Source organism: Streptococcus sp. M334, assembly GCF_000187745.1.
Classification (GTDB): Bacteria; Bacillota; Bacilli; order Lactobacillales; family Streptococcaceae; genus Streptococcus.
Genome location: NZ_GL732491.1, coordinates 26,697 through 46,311, shown reverse-complemented (window position 1 = coordinate 46,311; position 19,615 = coordinate 26,697). Strand labels below are relative to the sequence as shown.

Annotated in this window: 20 protein-coding genes; 6 read left to right on the top strand and 14 right to left on the bottom strand. The window is 37.2% G+C overall.

Annotation, left to right across the window (positions count from 1 at the left end; all coding sequences use genetic code 11):
- Positions 1-31 precede the first annotated feature (31 nt).
- From HMPREF0851_RS13280 to cysK, 3 genes are all read left to right on the top strand, one after another.
- Positions 32-667: a YigZ family protein gene (locus HMPREF0851_RS13280; RefSeq protein WP_000395741.1), complete on the top strand. Its 636-nt coding sequence runs from the start codon at positions 32-34 to the stop codon at positions 665-667.
- Positions 668-682: 15 nt separating this feature from the next.
- Entirely contained in the window at positions 683-1,126 is a 444-nt protein-coding gene (locus HMPREF0851_RS13275) for a PH domain-containing protein (RefSeq protein WP_000863912.1), read from the top strand.
- 96 nt (positions 1,127-1,222) lie between these two features.
- Positions 1,223-2,149 (top strand): cysteine synthase A, encoded by a 927-nt coding sequence (gene cysK / locus HMPREF0851_RS13270; protein ID WP_000029879.1) that lies wholly within the window; start codon positions 1,223-1,225, stop codon positions 2,147-2,149.
- Between the two features lie 118 nt (positions 2,150-2,267).
- On the opposite strand, the gene tsf is transcribed toward cysK, so the two are convergent.
- The 12 genes from tsf to yfmF all read right to left on the bottom strand — a co-directional run bounded on the left by tsf (position 2,268) and on the right by yfmF (position 13,444).
- Positions 2,268-3,308, bottom strand: a complete 1,041-nt coding sequence (gene tsf / locus HMPREF0851_RS13265; protein WP_000808069.1) for a translation elongation factor Ts — start codon at positions 3,306-3,308, stop codon at positions 2,268-2,270.
- A 78-nt stretch (positions 3,309-3,386) separates the two neighbouring features.
- Positions 3,387-4,166, bottom strand: coding sequence for a 30S ribosomal protein S2 (gene rpsB, locus HMPREF0851_RS13260; protein WP_000268470.1), 780 nt, complete (start codon positions 4,164-4,166; stop codon positions 3,387-3,389).
- Positions 4,167-4,404: 238 nt separating this feature from the next.
- The gene (pcsB, locus tag HMPREF0851_RS13255; RefSeq protein ID WP_000727022.1) at positions 4,405-5,589 is read right to left on the bottom strand and encodes a peptidoglycan hydrolase PcsB; all 1,185 of its coding nucleotides are present in this window, start codon (positions 5,587-5,589) and stop codon (positions 4,405-4,407) included.
- A 92-nt stretch (positions 5,590-5,681) separates the two neighbouring features.
- Positions 5,682-6,176 (bottom strand): rod shape-determining protein MreD, encoded by a 495-nt coding sequence (mreD, locus tag HMPREF0851_RS13250; protein ID WP_001249444.1) that lies wholly within the window; start codon positions 6,174-6,176, stop codon positions 5,682-5,684.
- On the bottom strand, positions 6,176-6,994 hold the full coding sequence (gene mreC, locus HMPREF0851_RS13245) for a rod shape-determining protein MreC (RefSeq protein ID WP_001078978.1): 819 nt from the start codon (positions 6,992-6,994) through the stop codon (positions 6,176-6,178). The genes mreD and mreC overlap by 1 nt, the downstream gene beginning before the upstream one ends.
- A gap of 59 nt (positions 6,995-7,053) precedes the next feature.
- A complete protein-coding gene (locus tag HMPREF0851_RS13240) occupies positions 7,054-7,848 on the bottom strand; it encodes an energy-coupling factor transporter transmembrane component T family protein (protein ID WP_000377897.1) in 795 nt (264 codons plus the stop codon).
- Positions 7,841-8,680: an energy-coupling factor transporter ATPase gene (locus tag HMPREF0851_RS13235; RefSeq protein ID WP_000510418.1), complete on the bottom strand. Its 840-nt coding sequence runs from the start codon at positions 8,678-8,680 to the stop codon at positions 7,841-7,843. The genes HMPREF0851_RS13240 and HMPREF0851_RS13235 overlap by 8 nt, the downstream gene beginning before the upstream one ends.
- Positions 8,665-9,492, bottom strand: coding sequence for an energy-coupling factor ABC transporter ATP-binding protein (locus HMPREF0851_RS13230; RefSeq protein ID WP_000835724.1), 828 nt, complete (start codon positions 9,490-9,492; stop codon positions 8,665-8,667). The genes HMPREF0851_RS13235 and HMPREF0851_RS13230 overlap by 16 nt, the downstream gene beginning before the upstream one ends.
- Positions 9,489-10,034, bottom strand: coding sequence for a CDP-diacylglycerol--glycerol-3-phosphate 3-phosphatidyltransferase (pgsA, locus tag HMPREF0851_RS13225; protein WP_000712142.1), 546 nt, complete (start codon positions 10,032-10,034; stop codon positions 9,489-9,491). The genes HMPREF0851_RS13230 and pgsA overlap by 4 nt, the downstream gene beginning before the upstream one ends.
- A 10-nt stretch (positions 10,035-10,044) precedes the next feature.
- On the bottom strand, positions 10,045-10,872 hold the full coding sequence (gene rodZ, locus HMPREF0851_RS13220; protein WP_001227987.1) for a cytoskeleton protein RodZ: 828 nt from the start codon (positions 10,870-10,872) through the stop codon (positions 10,045-10,047).
- A gap of 41 nt (positions 10,873-10,913) precedes the next feature.
- Positions 10,914-12,197 (bottom strand): EF-P 5-aminopentanol modification-associated protein YfmH, encoded by a 1,284-nt coding sequence (gene yfmH / locus HMPREF0851_RS13215; RefSeq protein WP_000169847.1) that lies wholly within the window; start codon positions 12,195-12,197, stop codon positions 10,914-10,916.
- Positions 12,194-13,444, bottom strand: a complete 1,251-nt coding sequence (gene yfmF / locus HMPREF0851_RS13210) for an EF-P 5-aminopentanol modification-associated protein YfmF (RefSeq protein ID WP_000424289.1) — start codon at positions 13,442-13,444, stop codon at positions 12,194-12,196. Before yfmF ends, yfmH begins: the two co-directional genes overlap by 4 nt.
- Positions 13,445-13,602: 158 nt before the next feature.
- On the opposite strand from yfmF, the gene yaaA reads away from it, so the two are divergent.
- Positions 13,603-13,971: a S4 domain-containing protein YaaA gene (yaaA, locus tag HMPREF0851_RS13205; protein WP_000455866.1), complete on the top strand. Its 369-nt coding sequence runs from the start codon at positions 13,603-13,605 to the stop codon at positions 13,969-13,971.
- 2 nt (positions 13,972-13,973) lie between these two features.
- The gene (gene recF / locus HMPREF0851_RS13200; RefSeq protein WP_000266645.1) at positions 13,974-15,071 is read left to right on the top strand and encodes a DNA replication/repair protein RecF; all 1,098 of its coding nucleotides are present in this window, start codon (positions 13,974-13,976) and stop codon (positions 15,069-15,071) included.
- A 50-nt stretch (positions 15,072-15,121) separates the two neighbouring features.
- On the opposite strand, the gene guaB is transcribed toward recF, so the two are convergent.
- Complete coding sequence (gene guaB, locus HMPREF0851_RS13195) at positions 15,122-16,600, bottom strand: IMP dehydrogenase (RefSeq protein WP_000073436.1); 1,479 nt, start codon at positions 16,598-16,600, stop codon at positions 15,122-15,124.
- Positions 16,601-16,751: 151 nt separating this feature from the next.
- On the bottom strand, positions 16,752-17,777 hold the full coding sequence (trpS, locus tag HMPREF0851_RS13190; RefSeq protein WP_000165457.1) for a tryptophan--tRNA ligase: 1,026 nt from the start codon (positions 17,775-17,777) through the stop codon (positions 16,752-16,754).
- A 205-nt stretch (positions 17,778-17,982) separates the two neighbouring features.
- Between trpS and HMPREF0851_RS13185 the strand changes: the two genes are divergently transcribed.
- Positions 17,983-19,605: an ATP-binding cassette domain-containing protein gene (locus HMPREF0851_RS13185; protein WP_000958784.1), complete on the top strand. Its 1,623-nt coding sequence runs from the start codon at positions 17,983-17,985 to the stop codon at positions 19,603-19,605.
- Positions 19,606-19,615: the final 10 nt, after the last annotated feature.

The window sequence follows — 19,615 nt, the reverse complement described above, 5'->3', positions numbered from 1 at the left end:
GCTTTAGATGATTTTTTAGTACAATTAAATCATGGAATTTAGAACAATTAAAGAGGACGGACAAGTCCAAGAAGAAATCAAAAAATCACGCTTTATCTGTCATGCCAAGCGTGTTTATAGCGAAGAAGAGGCTCGTGACTTCATTACTGCCATCAAAAAAGAACACTACAAAGCGACACATAACTGCTCTGCCTTTATTATTGGAGAACGTAGTGAAATTAAACGTACAAGTGATGATGGTGAGCCTAGTGGTACTGCTGGTGTTCCCATGCTTGGGGTACTAGAAAATCATAATCTTACCAATGTCTGTGTGGTCGTGACACGCTACTTTGGTGGTATTAAACTAGGCGCTGGAGGACTAATTCGTGCTTACGCCGGCAGTGTTGCCTTAGCTGTCAAAGAAATTGGTATTATTGAAATAAAAGAACAGGCTGGCATTGCTATTCAAATGTCTTATGCTCAGTACCAAGAGTACAGTAACTTTCTTAAAGAACATGAGCTCATGGAACTTGAGACAAACTTTACAGATCAAGTTGATACGATGATTTATGTTGATAAAGAAGAAAAAGAAACTATTAAAGCTGCACTTGTGGAGTTTTTTAATGGAAAAGTCACTTTAACTGATCAAGGTTTACGAGAAGTTGAAGTTCCTGTAAACTTAGTGTAAACAAAGGAGAAAAATATGGCATTTGGAAAATTCATTCAGGGACTCGCTGGTAACCTTAGCGAGCAAAACAAAGAAACTCTTATCAAAGAATATGGACAATATCTACTAGAAAATGAAGAAATTCAAAGTGGATATAAACTGATTCGTGACTCAATTATATTTACAAATATCCGTATTATCTTTACAGATAAACAAGGCGCTACTGGTCGTAAGATGTCCGTTAAATCTATTTTTTTGATGAATATTGTTAACGTTGAAATGGAAACTGCAGGAGCAGGTATAGATGATAGTGAAATAACGATTACTTATCTAGAAAATGTTTTTCTAAAAGCACATAATGAGCATTTTAATGCTCATAAATTTGAATTTCCTAAGAAAACAGATATCGTTCCTCTGTATACATATTTACTAGAATTAGCTTATCACAATCGCTTGAAAATTAATGGCTTAGACCTATGATATAAAAAAATCCTATCACTTCGATAGGATTTCTATATTTTACAAATGATATAGATAGCGTTATACTAGAAATATCTTATACAAAGAGGTATTCATATGTCTATTTATAACAACATTACTGAATTAATCGGTCAAACTCCGATCGTTAAACTCAACAACATTGTTCCAGAAGGTGCTGCGGACGTTTATGTAAAGCTTGAAGCATTTAACCCTGGTTCATCTGTAAAAGACCGTATTGCTCTTAGCATGATTGAAAAAGCTGAACAAGACGGTATTCTGAAACCAGGTTCTACTATTGTTGAAGCAACAAGTGGAAATACTGGTATTGGACTTTCATGGGTAGGTGCTGCTAAAGGGTATAAAGTTGTCATCGTTATGCCTGAAACTATGAGTGTAGAACGACGTAAGATTATCCAGGCTTATGGTGCTGAACTCGTCCTAACTCCTGGTAGTGAGGGAATGAAAGGTGCTATTGCTAAGGCTCAAGAAATCGCTGCTGAACGCGATGGTTTCCTTCCTCTTCAATTTGACAATCCAGCTAATCCAGAAATACACGAAAGAACAACAGGAGCTGAAATACTAGCTGCTTTCGGTAAAGATGGACTAAATGCCTTTGTTGCTGGAGTGGGTACCGGTGGAACAATTTCTGGTGTTTCTCATGCACTCAAATCAGCAAATTCAAGCATTCAAGTTTTTGCAGTAGAGGCAGACGAATCTGCTATTCTATCTGGTGAAAAACCTGGTCCTCACAAAATTCAAGGTATCTCAGCTGGATTTATTCCTGATACACTTGATACAAACGCCTATGATGGTATTGTTCGTGTAACATCAGACGACGCTCTGGCACTTGGCCGTGAGATTGGCGGAAAAGAAGGATTCCTTGTTGGTATTTCTTCAGCTGCAGCTATCTACGGAGCAATTGAAGTTGCTAAGAAATTAGGCACAGGTAAGAAAGTCCTTGCTCTAGCACCAGATAACGGCGAACGTTATTTGTCTACAGCACTCTATGAATTTGAAGTGTAGTCTCCTAAATGCACGTAGCCCTTATAGGGCTTTTTATTTATACCTTGAAAATAGGAAAATCTCCCTATAGGAATCTACTGCATAATAAAAAGGAAGCGATTTGGCTTCCTTTTTATTATTAGTTATTCAAGGCTGCTGCCATTGTAGCTGCAACTTCAGCTTCGAAGTCGTTTGCAGCTTTCTCGATACCTTCACCAACTTCAAAGCGAGCAAACTCAACTACTGAAGCGTTAACTGATTCAAGGTATGCTTCAACTGTCTTGCTGTCATCCATGATGTAGACTTGTGCAAGAAGTGTATAAGCTTGGTCAACTTTAGTATTATCAAGCATGAAACGGTCCATTTTACCTGGGATGATTTTGTCCCAGATTTTTTCTGGTTTTCCTTCTGCAGCTAACTCAGCTTTGATATCAGCTTCAGCTTGAGCGATCACTTCATCAGTCAATTGAGCTTTTGATCCGTATGCCAAGTGTGGAAGTGCTGGTTTACCAACCATTGCACGGCTTTCGTTGTCTTGGTCGATAACGTGGTTCAATTGTGCCAACTCATCTTTAACGAATTGCTCATCCAATTCTTTGTAAGAAAGGACTGTTGGTTTCATCGCTGCAATGTGCATTGACAATTGTTTAGCAAGAGCTTCGTCTCCACCTTCAACAACTGAAATAACACCGATACGTCCACCATTGTGTTGGTAAGCTCCAAAGTGTTGTGCATCTGTTTTTTCAATCAAAGCAAAGCGACGGAATGAGATTTTTTCTCCGATAGTTGCTGTTGCAGATACGTATGCAGCTTCAAGAGTTTCACCTGAAGGCATTGTCAAAGCAAGTGCTTCTTCATTATTAGCAGGTTTTCCTTCAGCAATAACTTTAGCTGTGGTATTTACCAATTCAACAAATTGAGCATTTTTTGCAACGAAGTCAGTTTCAGCGTTTACTTCAATAACTGCTGCAACATTACCGTTGACATAAACACCAGTCAAACCTTCTGCAGCAACACGGTCAGCTTTCTTAGCTGCCTTAGCCATACCTTTTTCACGAAGCAATTCAATCGCTTTTTCGATGTCACCGTCTGTTTCTACAAGCGCTTTTTTAGCGTCCATAACACCAGCACCAGATTTTTCACGCAACTCTTTTACAAGTTTAGCTGTAATTTCTGCCATTTTGATTCTCCTATATTTTTTAAAAATAGGAGAGCTGGGCTAAGCCCCGCCCTCCTAGGTAATTACTATTTATATTAATTAAGCGTTGTCGCCTTCTACAACTTCAACGATTTCTTCAATTGAATCTGCTTGAGTTTCTGAAGCTACAAATTCTGCTTCAACTGCTACTGCATCTTCACCTTGACGTCCTTCGATGATAGCGTCAGCCAATTTAGCTGTAATCAATTTAACAGCGCGGATAGCATCATCGTTAGCTGGGATGATTACATCGATATCATCTGGATCTGTGTTTGTGTCAACCATCGCTACAACTGGAATTCCCAATTTTTTAGCCTCTTTAACTGCGATTTGCTCTTTATGTGGGTCAACTACGTACATTACGTCTGGGATACGAGGCATATCTTCGATACCACCCAAGAATTTTTCAAGACGTGCACGTTGTTTGTTAAGAAGTGCAACTTCTTTCTTAGGAAGAACTTCAAAAGTTCCATCTTCTTCCATACGTTTGATTTCTTTCAAACGAGCGATACGTTTTTGGATTGTTCCCCAGTTTGTAAGAGTTCCACCCAACCAACGGTGGTTGATGAAGTATTGACCTGAACGTACTGCTTCTTCAGCAACCGCATCAGCTGCTTGTTTCTTAGTACCAACGAACAATACAACCGCATCGTTAGCTGCTGCATCACGCATGAAGTCATATGCTTGGTCAGCGTATTTTACAGTTTGTTGCAAGTCGATAACGTGGATTCCGTTACGCTCTGTAAAGATGTATTTAGCCATCTTAGGGTTCCAGCGACGAGTTTGGTGACCAAAGTGTACACCAGCCTCAAGAAGTTGTTTCATTGAAATTACTGCCATGAGTATTTCTCCTTTTTGTTTTTTTCCTCTTCTTGACTTCAACTCGCAAAACGACCCAAGGGCAACTGCTTCACAATTCATCAAGAATGAGTATTATCGTTCACACGACAAGTTTCATTCTACCATACTTTTCCAATATTTTCAAGCTATTTTAGTAGATTTTTAAAGTAAGTTAACTATAGTTCACTACATAAATCATCATAAAAGAGACTCGAATAGAGCCTCTTCGTTTCATTCATTAGTTTGGATAGATATATGTTACAAAACCTTCTGAAGTTGTAGTAGGATTGAACCATCCACGTTTATTTCCGATTGTACGGTTTCCACCATAGTTTGATTCAGAAACTTGTATACTTGTTGATGATGAAACCGCTGTAACCACGGCTACGTGTCCATAGCCACCATCATTCCAACATGCAATCGCACCAACTTGAGGTGTAGATCCTGTACGGAATCCTGCTGCAGCTGCACTTGTAGCCCACTGTGCTCCATTACCCCAGTAGTCTCCAGCCCAAGGTGCCAATGTCTTAGCTCCCCATGTACACTCACCAGTTGGATAACTTGACGCATTTGTGCTATATGTTGGATGATGTTTCACTAGTGCAGGAGTATAGCTTGAATATGATTCAGAGACTGCTTGAACTTCTGCTGTAAAAGTTGTATTCCCAGAAGCAACAACTGTTTGTTCTTGACTTGCTTGTTTAGCTTTATAAGCAGCTTCTGCTGCTGCTGCTGCTTTAGCTTCTGCTTCCGCTGCAGCTTTTTTCTCAAGTAAACTTGCTTTTTCATCCTCTGCTGTAGCCTTTTCAGCAGCAAGATTCAATTCTGCAGCTTTCAATTCAGCTTGTTTTGTAGTTAATGTTTGAGCATCATCAACTAATTTTTGTTGATTTGCAATAACTGTATTAATTGCATCATTATTTGCTACTTGTTTTTCAGAAATAGCTTTTTTATCTGCTTTTTGTTGTTCCAACATCTTATTGTTTGCAGATACGATTTCACTCATTGCAGCTACACGTGAAATAGCTTCTGTAATCGATTTTGAGTTTACAATTGTATTGATGTAGCTTGTTGCAGCTCCATTTGTTTGAGCACTACGAGCTTGTTTTTGCAATGAATCATTACGAGATACAATATTCTTAGAAAGTTCTGTAATTTCACCCTCAAGCTTTTTAGATTCTGCTTGTAGTCTATCATTTTCAGATTGCAAGTTTGATTGCTCTGTTTGAATAGAAGATACTTGCTCCTGAATTTGATCAACTTGTTTTTGAGCTTCTTGTTGTTGTGCTGTTAAATTACTAATTTTATTATCTTGAGCAGCAATTTTGTCATCAGTAGTTTCTGCATGCGCAGTTGTTAAAACAGCAACTTGAGAAACCATTACTGTACTTAGTAAAAGTGACGCTAAGATTTTTTTCTTCATATTACGTAGATACTCCTTCTATTTAAGACAATACTAGTATACCAAAAAAGACATAATAAATATTACGCCTTTATTACATTTGTATTTCTTTCTCATAGATAAAATTTTTCAAAAATAAACTGAAAAACAATCATCCATATAAGATTTAAAATCATTGATGGTACTAAACTGTAGACTATGAACAAAGACATACTATCCACAGTTAAACCTACCACTATTGCAAGTATATATGCCCCCATCTCAAATAGAAAAGTCATGACAATAATTGCCAACATTCTCGTCCAACGATTCAATAAAATAACACTATTAAATTTATGGAGAAATACCCCCAACAAGACGAACAACAGAGTCGCAATTCCTATCAAGTGGAAAAAGTAGATGTCATAAACCAAACCCACTACAAAACAATAGGCTAAATAGAAATACTCTGATACTTCAATCGTCTCAAATAAGAGAAACAAAAATAGAAAATGACTAGCTAACTGCACATGGGGAAAGAATGATCCCAAAAGCTGATTAATATGGGCGTCAATTAGAACAAAGAAAGGAAGCAATAAAAATACTCCAACTCGCTTCAACTGTCTCATTATGAATTCCCCACTAATTCTATCACACTCACATTATGAGTATCTGCACTCAATTTCACAGTTACTTCTCGTGTCAAATAGTCCGTACTATGCGTTGTAGCAACCACTTCTCCAACTGGAATATCCGCAACATTAAAGTTTCCTAATCCACCAGTGGTCACCTTATCTCCCGAACTAATATCACTATTACTATTTAATTGGCTAATTTTAAGAACTTCATTTTCTTTGTCATAACCAACAATAATTCCATAAATTGTAGTAGAACCATGTTGAATCTTTACAGAAATCTTATCAGCATTTTCCGTATTTGTCAGAAGGTTGACCATAGTAGAGTTCTCCTCCACTTTTGAAACACTCCCAATCAAGCCACCATTTGCAATAGCTAACATGTTCTCAGAAGTACCTTTTGATTTACCTGCATCTAAGATCAACTCCTGTTTCCAAGATACTGGAGAACGCATAATAACATCTGCTGCTAAAGTCTTTGTGGCTTGTAATTTAGACTTCATATCAAGCAATTGACGCAGTTGTTCATTTTCTGTCTTTAAACTTTCCGCCTCATTCGATTTAACTTCTAATTGGTAAATCTGTTTCTTCAAACTTTCATTTTCATTATATGTTCGTGTCAAGTGAGCCAAATCTGATTTGACAGAATCAAACCACTGAAAAGGTTTTTGTACAACTCTGTCAACCAATGAGATTCCATCTCCTAATTTTGTCACAATTGTACTTGAATAAGTCGTCGCTAAGAGAGCTGACACAAGCAGAACAGTGACAAAAACAATAATGACATATTTTGATTTTTTAAAACGGTTCATATCCCTACCTTTATATCAAAAACTGTTACAGTAACTTTTAATCAATTCTTTAAACGCTACTAAGATTTTAAGAAAAATAAGCAACAACCAAGTACGAGAATAGCAAGAATTGCTAGCGTATCCTTTCGAGTCCATTTCAATTGTCGGTATTGACTTCTGCCTTTTCCACCCTGATAACCACGCGCTTCCATGGCGATAGCCAAGGAATCTGCACGTTTTAAACTTGTCGCAAAAAGAGGAATCAAAATAGGAATCATCGCCTTCACCTTTTGAACAATGCTTCCTTCACCAAAATCCACTCCACGCGCTTTCTGTGCATTCATAATCCGCGTCGTATCATCCATTAATGTCGGAACAAAACGCAAACTCATAGATAGCATTAAGCCAATTTCATGAACTGGAACTTTCACACGCTTTAAAGGTGCTAACAAAACTTCGACAGCTGATGCCAAACTTAATGGCATAGTCGTTAAGGTTAACAAAGTTGAAAAGAAAATAATCAATACAAAGCGACAAAAAATAATTCCAGCTTGTTGCAAAGCATAATCCGTGATTCTCACAAACGAAAACTCAAATAAAACATTCCCATTAGAAATGAAAAACAATTGAAAAATAGTTGTGAAGGCAATCAAGAAAAACATAGACTTCAAGCCCTGAATAAAAAATGAAAGAGATACTCCTGACAAGGCAATAAATATCCCTGTCGCTATAAAAAGAATCAGATTCGTCAATGGATTATTAGCCCAAAACACAATCAAAATCAGTAGCATCATAGCAAGCAATTTGCTACGTGGATCCAATCGGTGAACAATCGAATCCCCTGGGATATAACGTCCCAAAATCATACTATCCATTTAGCGACTCCTTGAACTCCTCTATCTTAATCGGTAATCGTTTAAATGACACACCTCTATCAGCCAATCGTTTACAAAAGGCTGTAATTTTAGGCACTCCCAACTGCACTTCTTCCATAAAGACAACATCTTGAAAGACATCACTCGGTTTACCACCCTTAACCAAACGTCCCTTTTCCATCACATAGACTTGGTTCGCATATTCAGCAACATCATCCATCAAATGCGTTACCAAGACGATAGTCATCCCTGACTGGTGGAGTTTTCTGAACAAGTTCATCAACTCTTTTCTTCCCAGAGGATCCAGGCCTGCTGTGGGTTCATCTAAGACTAATGTAGATGGCTCCATGGCAAGTATGCCTGCAATGGCAACACGTCTCATTTGTCCACCTGACAGCTCAAACGGGCTACGATTAAAAAGTGATTCATCAATTCCAACCAGAGCCAGTTTCTCACGCGCAATCTGCTCCGCATCTTCTTCAGAAACTCCAAAATTTTGCGGTCCAAAAGCAACGTCTTTCAAAACCGTTTCTTCAAAAATCTGATTTTCAGCAAACTGAAATACCAAGCCAACCTGTTTTCTAATTTGACGAATATCTTTATTTTTAGAAGTCGAGGTGATTAAGGTATCAAAAACTCTCACACTCCCTTGACTTGGCACCAATAAACCATTTAATAGTTGTAAAATAGTTGATTTACCACTACCTGTATGCCCAATTAAAGCCGTATAAGAACCATCTTCAATCGTAAAAGAAACATCTGACAAAGCTGTTGAAGCTAAGGGAGTCCCTTCTTGATATGTAAAACTCACATTTTCTAGAGCAATTCCCATAGCTTATCCTCTAGCTCACTTTCTGTCAAATAATTTTCAGGTAAATCATAGCCATTCTGGCTCAAAGAATATTTTAATTGATTAGCAAAAGGATCGTCTAATCCAATTTGATCTAAATCATTTCGAGAGAAAAGTTCTCTTGGGCCACTGGTTGATTCAATTTCCCCTTTTTTCATGACCAATACACGATCACTCATGGCAACTTCTTCCAAATCATGTGTAATGGAAATGACCGTCATATCATAGTCTTTTCGAATTCCTTTTACTGTCTCAATCAGTTCTCTACGTCCCTCAGGATCCAACATACTTGTCGCTTCGTCTAGGATTAAAATAGCTGGTCTTAGGGCTACAACACCTGCAATAGCAACACGTTGCTTTTGACCACCTGATAGACGCGCTGGCTCTCTCTTTTTGAAGTCCAACATGCCAACCAAATCCAGAGCTTCTTCCACTCTCTTTTGCATTTCCTGACGAGAAAGTCCCTGATTTTCCAAACCAAAGGCAACATCATCCTCAACAGTCGCTCCAACAAATTGATTGTCTGGATTTTGAAAAACCATACCGATTTGACGACGTATATTCCAAACATTTTCCTCAGTCAACAGTTGACCATCAATTACAATCTCTCCAGATTCTGCTTCCAGTAAGCCATCAATTAAGCGAACCGTCGTTGATTTACCACTACCATTATGCCCTACAATCGAAAGCCATTCTCCACGTTTCACGTGAAACGTAATATCCTTCACATCATAGTATTCCTGACTTTCCTTATAGCGAAAAGAAAGATTTTTTACATCAATTATTGATTTCATTTCGAACCAAATGTCCCTTTAAATATATAGGCACTACCCTTGAAATAATCATAGCCAGAGTAGATAGTGAAAAACAAGGCTACATAAAGTAGAACTTGACCAAGCAAATTCCAATGTAATAGCAAGAAAATAATCGCAAACATCTGACTGAAAGTTTTAATTTTTCCAGGCATTGCTGCTGCTAAGACTGTTCCGCCAGTTTCAACCAGTAAAAGCCTTAAACCTGTCACAGCCAACTCACGACAGATGATCACTGCAACAATCCAAGCAGGAGCCATACCTAACTCAATCAGCATAATAAAAGCTGACATAACTAGTAGCTTATCCGCCATGGGATCTGCAAATTTACCAAAATTACTGACCACATTCCATTTACGAGCTAAATATCCATCTAAATAATCTGTAATACTGGCAATAGCAAAGATAGTAGCTGCCACTATATGACTCTCTATCGAATTTCCTATCGTTAAAATAAAGAGAAAAATAGGTATAAAGAGAATTCGACCTATTGTTAAGAGATTGGGAATTTGTTCTTTTTTCATTCGTTTTTCCTTAATTTCTAGTAAAGGTTACAGTAATTTGTCCAGTCTGAGCTGTTAATTTCGATAAATCAACAGTCTGATTATCTACTGTTAAGGCAACACCTTTGACAACACCTAAAGTAATGGTCACAGGATTTTTTGTTGAAACTGTTGTTTCCGCACTTTTATTATCCGGTGATAAGGTCACACCACCCTCAAGCTCACTTTCTGAAACACTAACCCAACTTCTAGCATCTGAAACCGATAATTGCAATTTTGCAGTTTCCTTACTTGTTTTATAAGCGATTTCTACTCGATTTCCCTCACCTGATACACTTATAGTTGGTTCAATATTCGAAGAGCTACTTGATGAACTACTACTTGAAGATGAAGTTACAGAACTAGTTGAGCTTGTTGCTTGAACTACACTATAACTAGAGGCAGATAAACGCTCCGGTTGAGTCTGGAGATAATTCCAAACATAATAGGTCACAAAAATAACAATCGATAGTGCAAAGAGTATAAAATAAAATAAAGGTAAAAATGATGCCTTATTTTTCTTACTGGAACGTCTCCTGCCTGTCAACTCGTCTTCATCAACATCTACTTCCTCATAAGTAATCATGGTCCCAGAATCATAAGCATCCAAGACAATTCTCTCATCTAGCTCAACTGCCCACGCATACTTTCTCAAAAAAGAACGAGTATAAAATGGACTAGGAAGTTGATCAAAATCATCAGCTTCCATTGCCTCCAACATATCCAACTGAATTTCTGTTTTTTTATGTAATTCTTCTAAAGTCAACCCTTGGTTGGTTCTAGCTAAACGTAAAACCTCACCAATTGTTTTTTTCCTCATACTTGTCATTCCTTCTTTCTAGTATCAATTATGATAGGTTACTACGATGGGAATATTGTAAAATCAACTATATCACCATCATCTATTAAATGATGTCCAGCATCAAGGACATCCTCTAAAGTGATTTCCTGTAAAATCTTCGGCAAATCAAAGATTGTCTCACCTTGTCCAAAAGTATCATATTGCGTTGCAATAAATTCAAGAGAGTTCATGCTACTGAAAAATTCTCCAAACATCTCTCTTTTGATAGTATCCAAATGATCCTCTGTAATATCTAAATCCTTTGCAAAATTACGAATAGCCTTCCTAAACTGATGAGATAAAGCAACTGGCTCTTTTGTATCCATTGTCAACATGACAAAATGAAAGCGACTTGTTACTTCAATTTCAAGAGATAAGGATGCGTCAATTTTACCTGATTCATATAATTTTTGAAAACGATCCGAAGTCCAACCAAACATCATTGCAAACAATAATTTTAATAAAATATGATGTCGATAGCAATCCGCCTCAGCAACTTCTCGCTTACCTCTAATCCCAATCGCTAGTTTGGGAGAAGATACTTCCATTCTCATACTGTCTGTTTGCTTTACAGCCTGTAAAACAAATTTTTCTCTTACTACTTCCTGAACATCTAAATCTTTCCGTTCTTTTCTTTCAAAGTATCCCTGAACTAGCTCCACATCAAAATTACCAACTAAAAACAGAGACATGTTTACAGGTTTGTAAAACCTTGTAAAATTCTCTTGCAAATTAGTTAGATTGATTTGGGAAATGGACTCCTCACTTCCAACTATGTCAGTTGCTAAAGGTGTACCAGGATACAAATTCGCTAAAGTTGAAAAGAATAAACACGAATCTGGATCATCCTGATACATTTCTCGTTCTTGCTGTATAATATCCTGCTCTCTTAAAATGGAATCTTCAGTAAAGTGTGCTGATGTTACCAATTCATCAAGTAAGTCTAAATTGTCCAAAAAATGATCCGTTGCTGAAAAAAGATAACTTGTTTTTGTAAAGTTTGTAAAGGCATTACTATCTGCACCTAGACTCGTAAAAGCCGACATCAAATCGCTAGAATCTTCTCTTTCAAATAATTTATGTTCAAGAAAATGAGCAATTCCTGCAGGATATTGTTTTACATCTCCATCAACTTCTGTGACAAGCGTATCTACCGAACCAAACTGTACAGTTACACTCCCATAAACCTCTTTAAATTCCTTTTTAGGCAAAAGAGCAACTGTCAATCCATTTGATAAACGGGTTCGATAAACCATTTCTTTTACAGCTGGATAGTATTTTTCTTCAAAAATAACCTTTGTCATTCTATTCCTTCCATAAAGTAAATCGCTTGTAGTTTCACATTATTAGCTACTCTACAAATAGCATCTTTGTCAACTTGCTCGAGTTTTGCAATCCAACCTTTAAAGTCTGCTGAAGATTTTCCAAGTAAGGCATTTTGATAAGCACGTTCAATCAATGAACCTTGATTATCTTGAGAAAGTAATAAAGACCGACGAATCATTTCTTTGGTCTGCTCTAACTCAATCTCTGTAAAATATCCTTTTTTTAAATCAAGCAGTTGATTATTCATCATTTTACGAGCCTGGTTCCGATTTTCTCGATCGATACCAGCATACATCCTCAAGAATCCACTAAATAAATCGAGCTGACTTGAAATAGTATAAGCTAATCCAGCATTTTCACGGACATTTGTAAATAGTTTAGAATGAGCAAATCCACCAAGTAAACCATTCATTACAATCATGGGTAAATGTTGCTCATCACCATATTCAACAGAGCAATGATAGCCCAACTCTAAAATGGATTGTCCCACATTTTTCCGAACCATACCTTCCTGAAGGATATTAGAATAAGGTTGACAATACTGAATCTTCACATCTCCTTTTCGACCTTTAAAGCCAAATGATTCTAATACATTTTGAATTTCAACCTCATTAAAATCACCTAGGAAAAAGAAATCGATTCGATCATTGGCCAAAAATTCTTGGAAACAAGAATAAGAACTTTGTGGAGTTTCAGCTAAAATACGATTTCGTAAATCACTATATTCCAATTTGAGACGTTCATCATGAAAAAATAATTTATCTAATTCTTTATGTGAAAAATAAAAAGAATCATCCATATCAGCTGCTAAACTTGCTAGCAATTGTTTTTTCTCAATTTCAAATAAGGCCGATTCAAACCCATTATCAACTACTACAGGTGAAAAAAGAGTTTCTTTTACAAGTTCCAAAACCTGTGAAGTTAGAACATTTTTCCTACTTAAAAACTCATCACGAACATAGGTAAATGTCAATTCTACAATGTGACTTTGCCCTCTTCTGAAACAATTAGTTGACATATCTGTACCGTATAGACTGGCCAAGTGTCTTCTCAAATTTTGAGAAGTGGGATACACCTGATTAGCAGTCTCTAGCATACTCGCACTCAACATGCGACCTGCAATCGTATCAAGGGATAATGGAGCGGTAAAACGCACGGTGATTTTGTTCGTTTTAAACTTTTTTGATTGGATAAAATGTGTTGAAATTCCATGCACTAACTCCATGATTTACCTCCTTATATACAGACTTCTATTATATCACGAAAACCTGAAATTTTCTTGTTCCCTGTAACACTTTTGAAATAAAAATCGCTTACATTTTTCCCAATTTCTCTCACTATTTTTAGGAAAATATGGTATAATACCAAAGATTGAGGTGAATTATGGAATACAAATTATTTGAAGAATTTATTACCCTCCAAGCACTATTCAAAGAACTTGGAATTACACATAGCGGAGGAGCTATCAAATCATTTCTCTCTGAACATTCTGTTTACTTTAATGGGGAATTAGAGAATCGTCGTGGTAAAAAACTTCGTATTGGTGATAAAGTTGACATCCCTGACATGAATATTGACATCTTGTTGACACAACCTACTTCTGAGGAGCAAGAGGAATACCAAGCTGATAAAGTTGAAAAAGAGCGAATTGCTAAGCTTGTTAAAGAGATGAATAAGGGAGTAAAAAAAGACAACTCTAAACCTACTTCATCACCAAAAAGCAAACAAGCTCCACGATTCCCTGGTAGATAATCATGTGGCTACAACACATATCTCTCAAAACTTTTCGTAATTATAAAGAGACGAAAATAGACTTTAATCCTAAATTGAATGTCTTTTTAGGACGTAATGCTCAAGGTAAAACAAATATGTTAGAGGCTATCTATTTTTTATCCTTAACCCGTAGTCATCGAACTCGAACAGATAAAAATCTCATTCATTTTGATGAGGAACAACTTCATCTTTCAGGTCTTGTTCAGAAAAAAACGGGATCCGTTCCTCTCGAAATCAAACTAACACAAAAAGGCCGTGTAACAAAAGTTAATCACTTAAAACAGGCACGCCTTTCAGATTATGTAGGACACATGAATGTTGTCTTATTTGCTCCTGAAGATCTACAACTAATTAAAGGAGCACCTTCGGTTCGACGAAAATTCATTGATATGGAACTTGGACAAATCAAGCCAATTTATTTATCTGACTTAACCAATTATAACCACATCCTAAAGCAAAGAAACACTTACCTAAAATCAACTCAAAAAATAGATGAAACATTCCTTTCAGTGTTAGATGAACAGCTAGTTGATTATGGATGTCGTGTAATGAATCACCGCTTAGATTTCATAAAAAAACTAGAAGCATTTGGTCGTAAGAAACATTTTGAACTCTCTAATCAGATTGAAGAGTTGTCAATATCCTATCAATCTTCTGTCAAGATAACTGACAAAGAAGACTTATCAGAATCTTTCAAAATTGCTTTAGAAAAAAGTAGGTCCAGAGATTTATTTAAAAAGAATACTGGTGTCGGTCCTCATCGAGATGACATTTCTTTTTATATAAATGGGATGGATGCTAGTTTCGGAAGTCAAGGCCAACATCGTAGTCTCGTCCTCTCAATAAAATTAGCAGAAATTGAGTTAATGGAAAGCATTACTACAGAATCTCCGATATTATTGCTTGACGATGTTATGAGTGAACTTGACAACACTAGACAACTAAAATTATTAGAAACGATTTCTCATTCAATCCAAACCTTTATCACAACAACAAGCTTAGACCATCTTCAAAATCTGCCAGAAAATCTAAGTATCTTCACTATTCAGGGTGGTCAAGTTGTTGTAAACAAAAATTGACAACATTGTAAAAGAACTCCTGTTCCCACGGGAGTTCTTTTCATTGTTTTTTACATAGAATAATTTGGTGCCTCATTCGTAATTTGTACATCGTGAGGGTGGCTTTCTTTCAAACCAGCACCAGACATTTCAATAAATTGAGCATTATCGTGTAGTTCTTTAAGGTTAGCTGCACCACAGTAACCCATACCAGAGCGAATACCTCCAATCATTTGGAAGACAATATCAGCTGCCGCTCCTTTATAAGCAACACGACCCTCAATTCCTTCTGGAACAAGTTTGTTTGCTTCATTGACAGAGCCTTGGAAGTAACGGTCGCTTGAACCTTTCTTCATTGCAGCGATTGAACCCATACCACGGTATGTCTTAAATTTACGTCCTTGGAAGATTTCAGTTTCTCCTGGAGCTTCATCAGTTCCAGCAAACATAGATCCAAGCATAACAGCATTTCCACCTGCAGCAAGGGCTTTTACAATATCTCCAGAATACTTGATTCCACCGTCAGCAATGATCGTTTTACCATATTCACGCGCAACAGCTGCAGCATCGTAGATAGCTGTTACTTGCGGAACACCAACACCTGCAATCACACGAGTTGTACAGATTGAACCTGGCCCAATACCAACCTTGACAACGTCTACACCTGCTTCATAAAGAGCACGTGCACCTTCAGCAGTAGCAATATTTCCAGCAATCAAAGTACGATCTGGGAAATGAGCACGAATCTCAGCAATTTTACGCAAGACACCTGCTGAATGACCATGCGCAGTATCGATAACAATTGCATCTGCTCCTGCATCAAAAAGAGCCTCTGCACGTTCAAATGTATCTGAAGTAACACCTACTGCACCAGCAACCAGAAGACGACCAAACTCATCTTTAGCCGCATTTGGAAACTCAATAACTTTTTCAATATCTTTAATAGTAATCAAACCAGAAAGACGGCCTTCTTCATCTACCAACGGAAGTTTTTCAATACGGTGTTCTTGAAGAATGCTTTCAGCCGTTGCAAGATCTGTACCCACAGGAGCAGTAACAAGATTTTCACTGGTCATATGATTTGAGATTGGTTGGTTATAGTCTGAAATAAAACGAAGATCTCGGTTTGTCAAAATACCAACCAATTTACGATTTTCAAGTGTTTCAACAACTGGAACACCACTGATGCGGTAACGACCCATAAGCTCATCTGCTTCAGCAATTGTATGTTCAGGCGTCAAGAAGAACGGATCAATAATAACTCCATTTTCAGAACGTTTTACCTTACGAACCTCTTCTGCTTGTTGAGCAATTGACATGTTTTTATGGATAACTCCGAGACCACCTGCACGAGCAATAGCAATGGCCATTTGACTCTCTGTAACTGTGTCCATGGCAGCGGTAATAATTGGGATATTTAAAGTCAGATTATCTGCCAGTTTAGTTGTTAAATCTGCATCGTTAGGCAACACATGACTTTCAGCTGGAATAAGCAATACATCATCAAAGGTAAAACCTTTTTTCAAAAATTTAGTGTCCCAATTAGACATTCGAAGTTTCCTCTTTTCTTTCTTTTTGAGCTTGACTCTTTTTATATTGTATCTATCATACCATTCTATAAAAATTTGTCAAATGATACAGGGTTAAATAAAAAACTATCTTTTCTTCCTGATAGAAATGATAGTTCCTTTTAAAATAAACTTAGTTAAAGTAATGAAGTCCCATTGCCCCTTTAACCTCAGATAGAGTTTGACCCGCAACTTCACGCGCTCTTTCACTACCTTTTTGAAGCATATTATAAACTTCTCCCATATCCTTAGCAAATTCGATACGGCGCTCACGAATAGGACCAAGTTCACGCTCTAATATTTCAAGTAGATAACGCTTGGTCTTCACATCACCAAGACCACCTCGTTGATAATGTTCTTTCATATCAGCGATTTCTTGAGCATCTTCTGGACGACCAAAAACATCTAGATAATGGAAAACCATATTTCCTTCAATCTTACCTGGATCTTCCACTCGAATATGATCTGGATCTGTATACATACTCATTACTTTTTTACGCAAAGTATCCGCATCATCAGCTAAATAAATACCGTTATTGAGTGATTTAGACATTTTAGCATTTCCATCTAAACCAGGCAAACGCCCTGCTCTCTCATTTTCTGGATAAATACCTTCTGGCTCTACCAAGACATCACAGTTATATGCATTGTTAAACGAACGAACAATTTCACGAGTTTGCTCAATCATTGGTTTCTGATCTGTTCCAACAGGAACATAATTAGCCTTGAAAGCTGTGATGTCAGCTGCTTGAGCAATTGGATAGACCAAGAATCCTGTCGGAATACTTTCTCCAAAGCCTTTCTGAGCAATCTCTGTTTTTACTGTCGGATTTCGTTCCAAACGAGCTAATGAAACTAGATTCATATAATACATAGACAACTCAGCCAACTCTGGAATCTGGCTTTGAATAAAGATTGTTGATTTACTTGGATCCAATCCAACTGCAAGGTAATCCAAAGCCACATTTCCGATAGACTCTACAATGGTTTGAGGATCTTTTGCATGATCTGTCAAGGCTTGTTGGTCAGCCAAGAACACAAACATATCATACTTATCCTCTTCCTGTAATAATACTCGATTTTTGAGACTTCCAACATAATGTCCAATATGCAATTTTCCTGTTGGACGGTCTCCTGTTAAAATAATGGGTTTAGTCATTTTGTTCTCCTTCGATATGGTCCCTTCAATTATAGCATTTTTTTAATGAAATAACCGCAATTTATCAAAATAAATCAACCTTGCTATTTACGGATTTGTGTAAAGTATACTGTAAATATAATTTACATAAAATTGACAGATAAAAATTTGAATATTTCCGTATTTTCTAGTAGAATAAATATATTACACATATAGGAGAAAAATATTGCTTACAGTATCTGATGTTTCACTACGTTTTAGTGATCGCAAACTTTTTGATGATGTCAATATCAAATTTACAGAAGGAAATACTTATGGATTAATCGGTGCTAATGGTGCCGGAAAATCAACCTTTTTAAAAATTTTAGCTGGAGATATCGAACCTACTACTGGTCACATCTCTCTTGGTCCAGATGAACGTCTCTCTGTTCTTCGTCAAAATCACTTTGACTATGAAGATGAACGTGCCATTGATGTCGTTATCATGGGAAATGAAAAACTTTATAGCATTATGAAAGAGAGAGATGCTATCTACATGAAGGAAGATTTCTCAGATGAGGATGGAGTGCGTGCTGCCGAACTCGAGGGAGAATTTGCCGAGCTTGGGGGCTGGGAAGCAGAAAGTGAAGCCTCTCAACTACTTCAAAACCTAAACATTTCAGAAGAATTGCACTATCAAAACATGAGCGAATTGGCCAACGGTGAGAAAGTAAAGGTTCTCCTCGCCAAAGCACTTTTTGGTAAACCAGATGTTCTTCTTTTGGACGAGCCTACCAACGGTTTGGACATCCAATCGATTACTTGGTTAGAAGACTTCTTGATTGACTTTGATAACACCGTTATCGTAGTATCCCACGACCGTCACTTCTTAAACAAAGTATGTACTCACATGGCCGACCTTGACTTTGGAAAAATCAAACTCTATGTCGGAAACTACGACTTCTGGAAGGAATCTTCTGAACTCGCTGCTAAATTGCTAGCAGACCGTAATGCTAAAGCAGAAGAAAAAATTAAGCAATTGCAAGAATTCGTTGCTCGTTTCTCTGCCAATGCTTCTAAATCAAGACAAGCAACATCGCGTAAGAAAATGCTTGATAAGATTGAGCTAGAAGAAATTGTGCCATCTAGTCGTAAATATCCATTTATCAACTTTAAAGCTGAACGTGAGATTGGTAATGATCTCTTGACAGTAGAAAATCTAACTGTAAAGATTGATGGTGAGACTATTTTAGATAACATTAGCTTTATCTTGCGTCCAGGTGATAAGACAGCTCTTATCGGACAAAACGATATCCAAACAACTGCCTTGATTCGTGCAATCATGGGAGATATTGACTATGAAGGAACTGTCAAGTGGGGAGTTACAACTAGTCAATCTTACCTGCCAAAAGATAACTCAGCTGATTTCGCAGGGGGAGAATCAATTCTTGACTGGTTGCGTCAATTCGCAAGTAAAGAAGAAGATGACAATACTTTCCTACGCGGTTTCCTTGGCCGTATGCTCTTCTCTGGAGACGAGGTTAACAAACCTGTAAACGTATTATCAGGAGGAGAAAAAGTTCGTGTCATGCTTTCAAAACTCATGCTCTTGAAATCAAATGTCCTTGTCCTCGATGATCCAACCAATCACTTGGACTTAGAATCTATCTCAAGCTTGAATGACGGATTGAAAAACTTTAAAGAATCAATCATCTTTGCCAGTCATGACCACGAGTTTATTCAAACTTTGGCCAACCATATCATTGTCTTGTCTAAAAATGGCGTCATCGATCGTATCGATGAAACCTATGATGAATTCCTAGAAAATGCAGAAGTACAAGCAAAAGTTAAAGAACTTTGGAAAGACTAAATAAAACTTC

Coding starts and splice junctions, on each gene's coding strand:
- HMPREF0851_RS13280 (WP_000395741.1), top strand. CDS start 32: ATGGAATTTAGAACAATTAAAGAGGACGGACAAGTCCAAGAAGAAATC.
- HMPREF0851_RS13275 (WP_000863912.1), top strand. CDS start 683: ATGGCATTTGGAAAATTCATTCAGGGACTCGCTGGTAACCTTAGCGAG.
- cysK (WP_000029879.1), top strand. CDS start 1,223: ATGTCTATTTATAACAACATTACTGAATTAATCGGTCAAACTCCGATC.
- tsf (WP_000808069.1), bottom strand. CDS start 3,308: ATGGCAGAAATTACAGCTAAACTTGTAAAAGAGTTGCGTGAAAAATCT.
- rpsB (WP_000268470.1), bottom strand. CDS start 4,166: ATGGCAGTAATTTCAATGAAACAACTTCTTGAGGCTGGTGTACACTTT.
- pcsB (WP_000727022.1), bottom strand. CDS start 5,589: ATGAAGAAAAAAATCTTAGCGTCACTTTTACTAAGTACAGTAATGGTT.
- mreD (WP_001249444.1), bottom strand. CDS start 6,176: ATGAGACAGTTGAAGCGAGTTGGAGTATTTTTATTGCTTCCTTTCTTT.
- mreC (WP_001078978.1), bottom strand. CDS start 6,994: ATGAACCGTTTTAAAAAATCAAAATATGTCATTATTGTTTTTGTCACT.
- HMPREF0851_RS13240 (WP_000377897.1), bottom strand. CDS start 7,848: ATGGATAGTATGATTTTGGGACGTTATATCCCAGGGGATTCGATTGTT.
- HMPREF0851_RS13235 (WP_000510418.1), bottom strand. CDS start 8,680: ATGGGAATTGCTCTAGAAAATGTGAGTTTTACATATCAAGAAGGGACT.
- HMPREF0851_RS13230 (WP_000835724.1), bottom strand. CDS start 9,492: ATGAAATCAATAATTGATGTAAAAAATCTTTCTTTTCGCTATAAGGAA.
- pgsA (WP_000712142.1), bottom strand. CDS start 10,034: ATGAAAAAAGAACAAATTCCCAATCTCTTAACAATAGGTCGAATTCTC.
- rodZ (WP_001227987.1), bottom strand. CDS start 10,872: ATGAGGAAAAAAACAATTGGTGAGGTTTTACGTTTAGCTAGAACCAAC.
- yfmH (WP_000169847.1), bottom strand. CDS start 12,197: ATGACAAAGGTTATTTTTGAAGAAAAATACTATCCAGCTGTAAAAGAA.
- yfmF (WP_000424289.1), bottom strand. CDS start 13,444: ATGGAGTTAGTGCATGGAATTTCAACACATTTTATCCAATCAAAAAAG.
- yaaA (WP_000455866.1), top strand. CDS start 13,603: ATGGAATACAAATTATTTGAAGAATTTATTACCCTCCAAGCACTATTC.
- recF (WP_000266645.1), top strand. CDS start 13,974: ATGTGGCTACAACACATATCTCTCAAAACTTTTCGTAATTATAAAGAG.
- guaB (WP_000073436.1), bottom strand. CDS start 16,600: ATGTCTAATTGGGACACTAAATTTTTGAAAAAAGGTTTTACCTTTGAT.
- trpS (WP_000165457.1), bottom strand. CDS start 17,777: ATGACTAAACCCATTATTTTAACAGGAGACCGTCCAACAGGAAAATTG.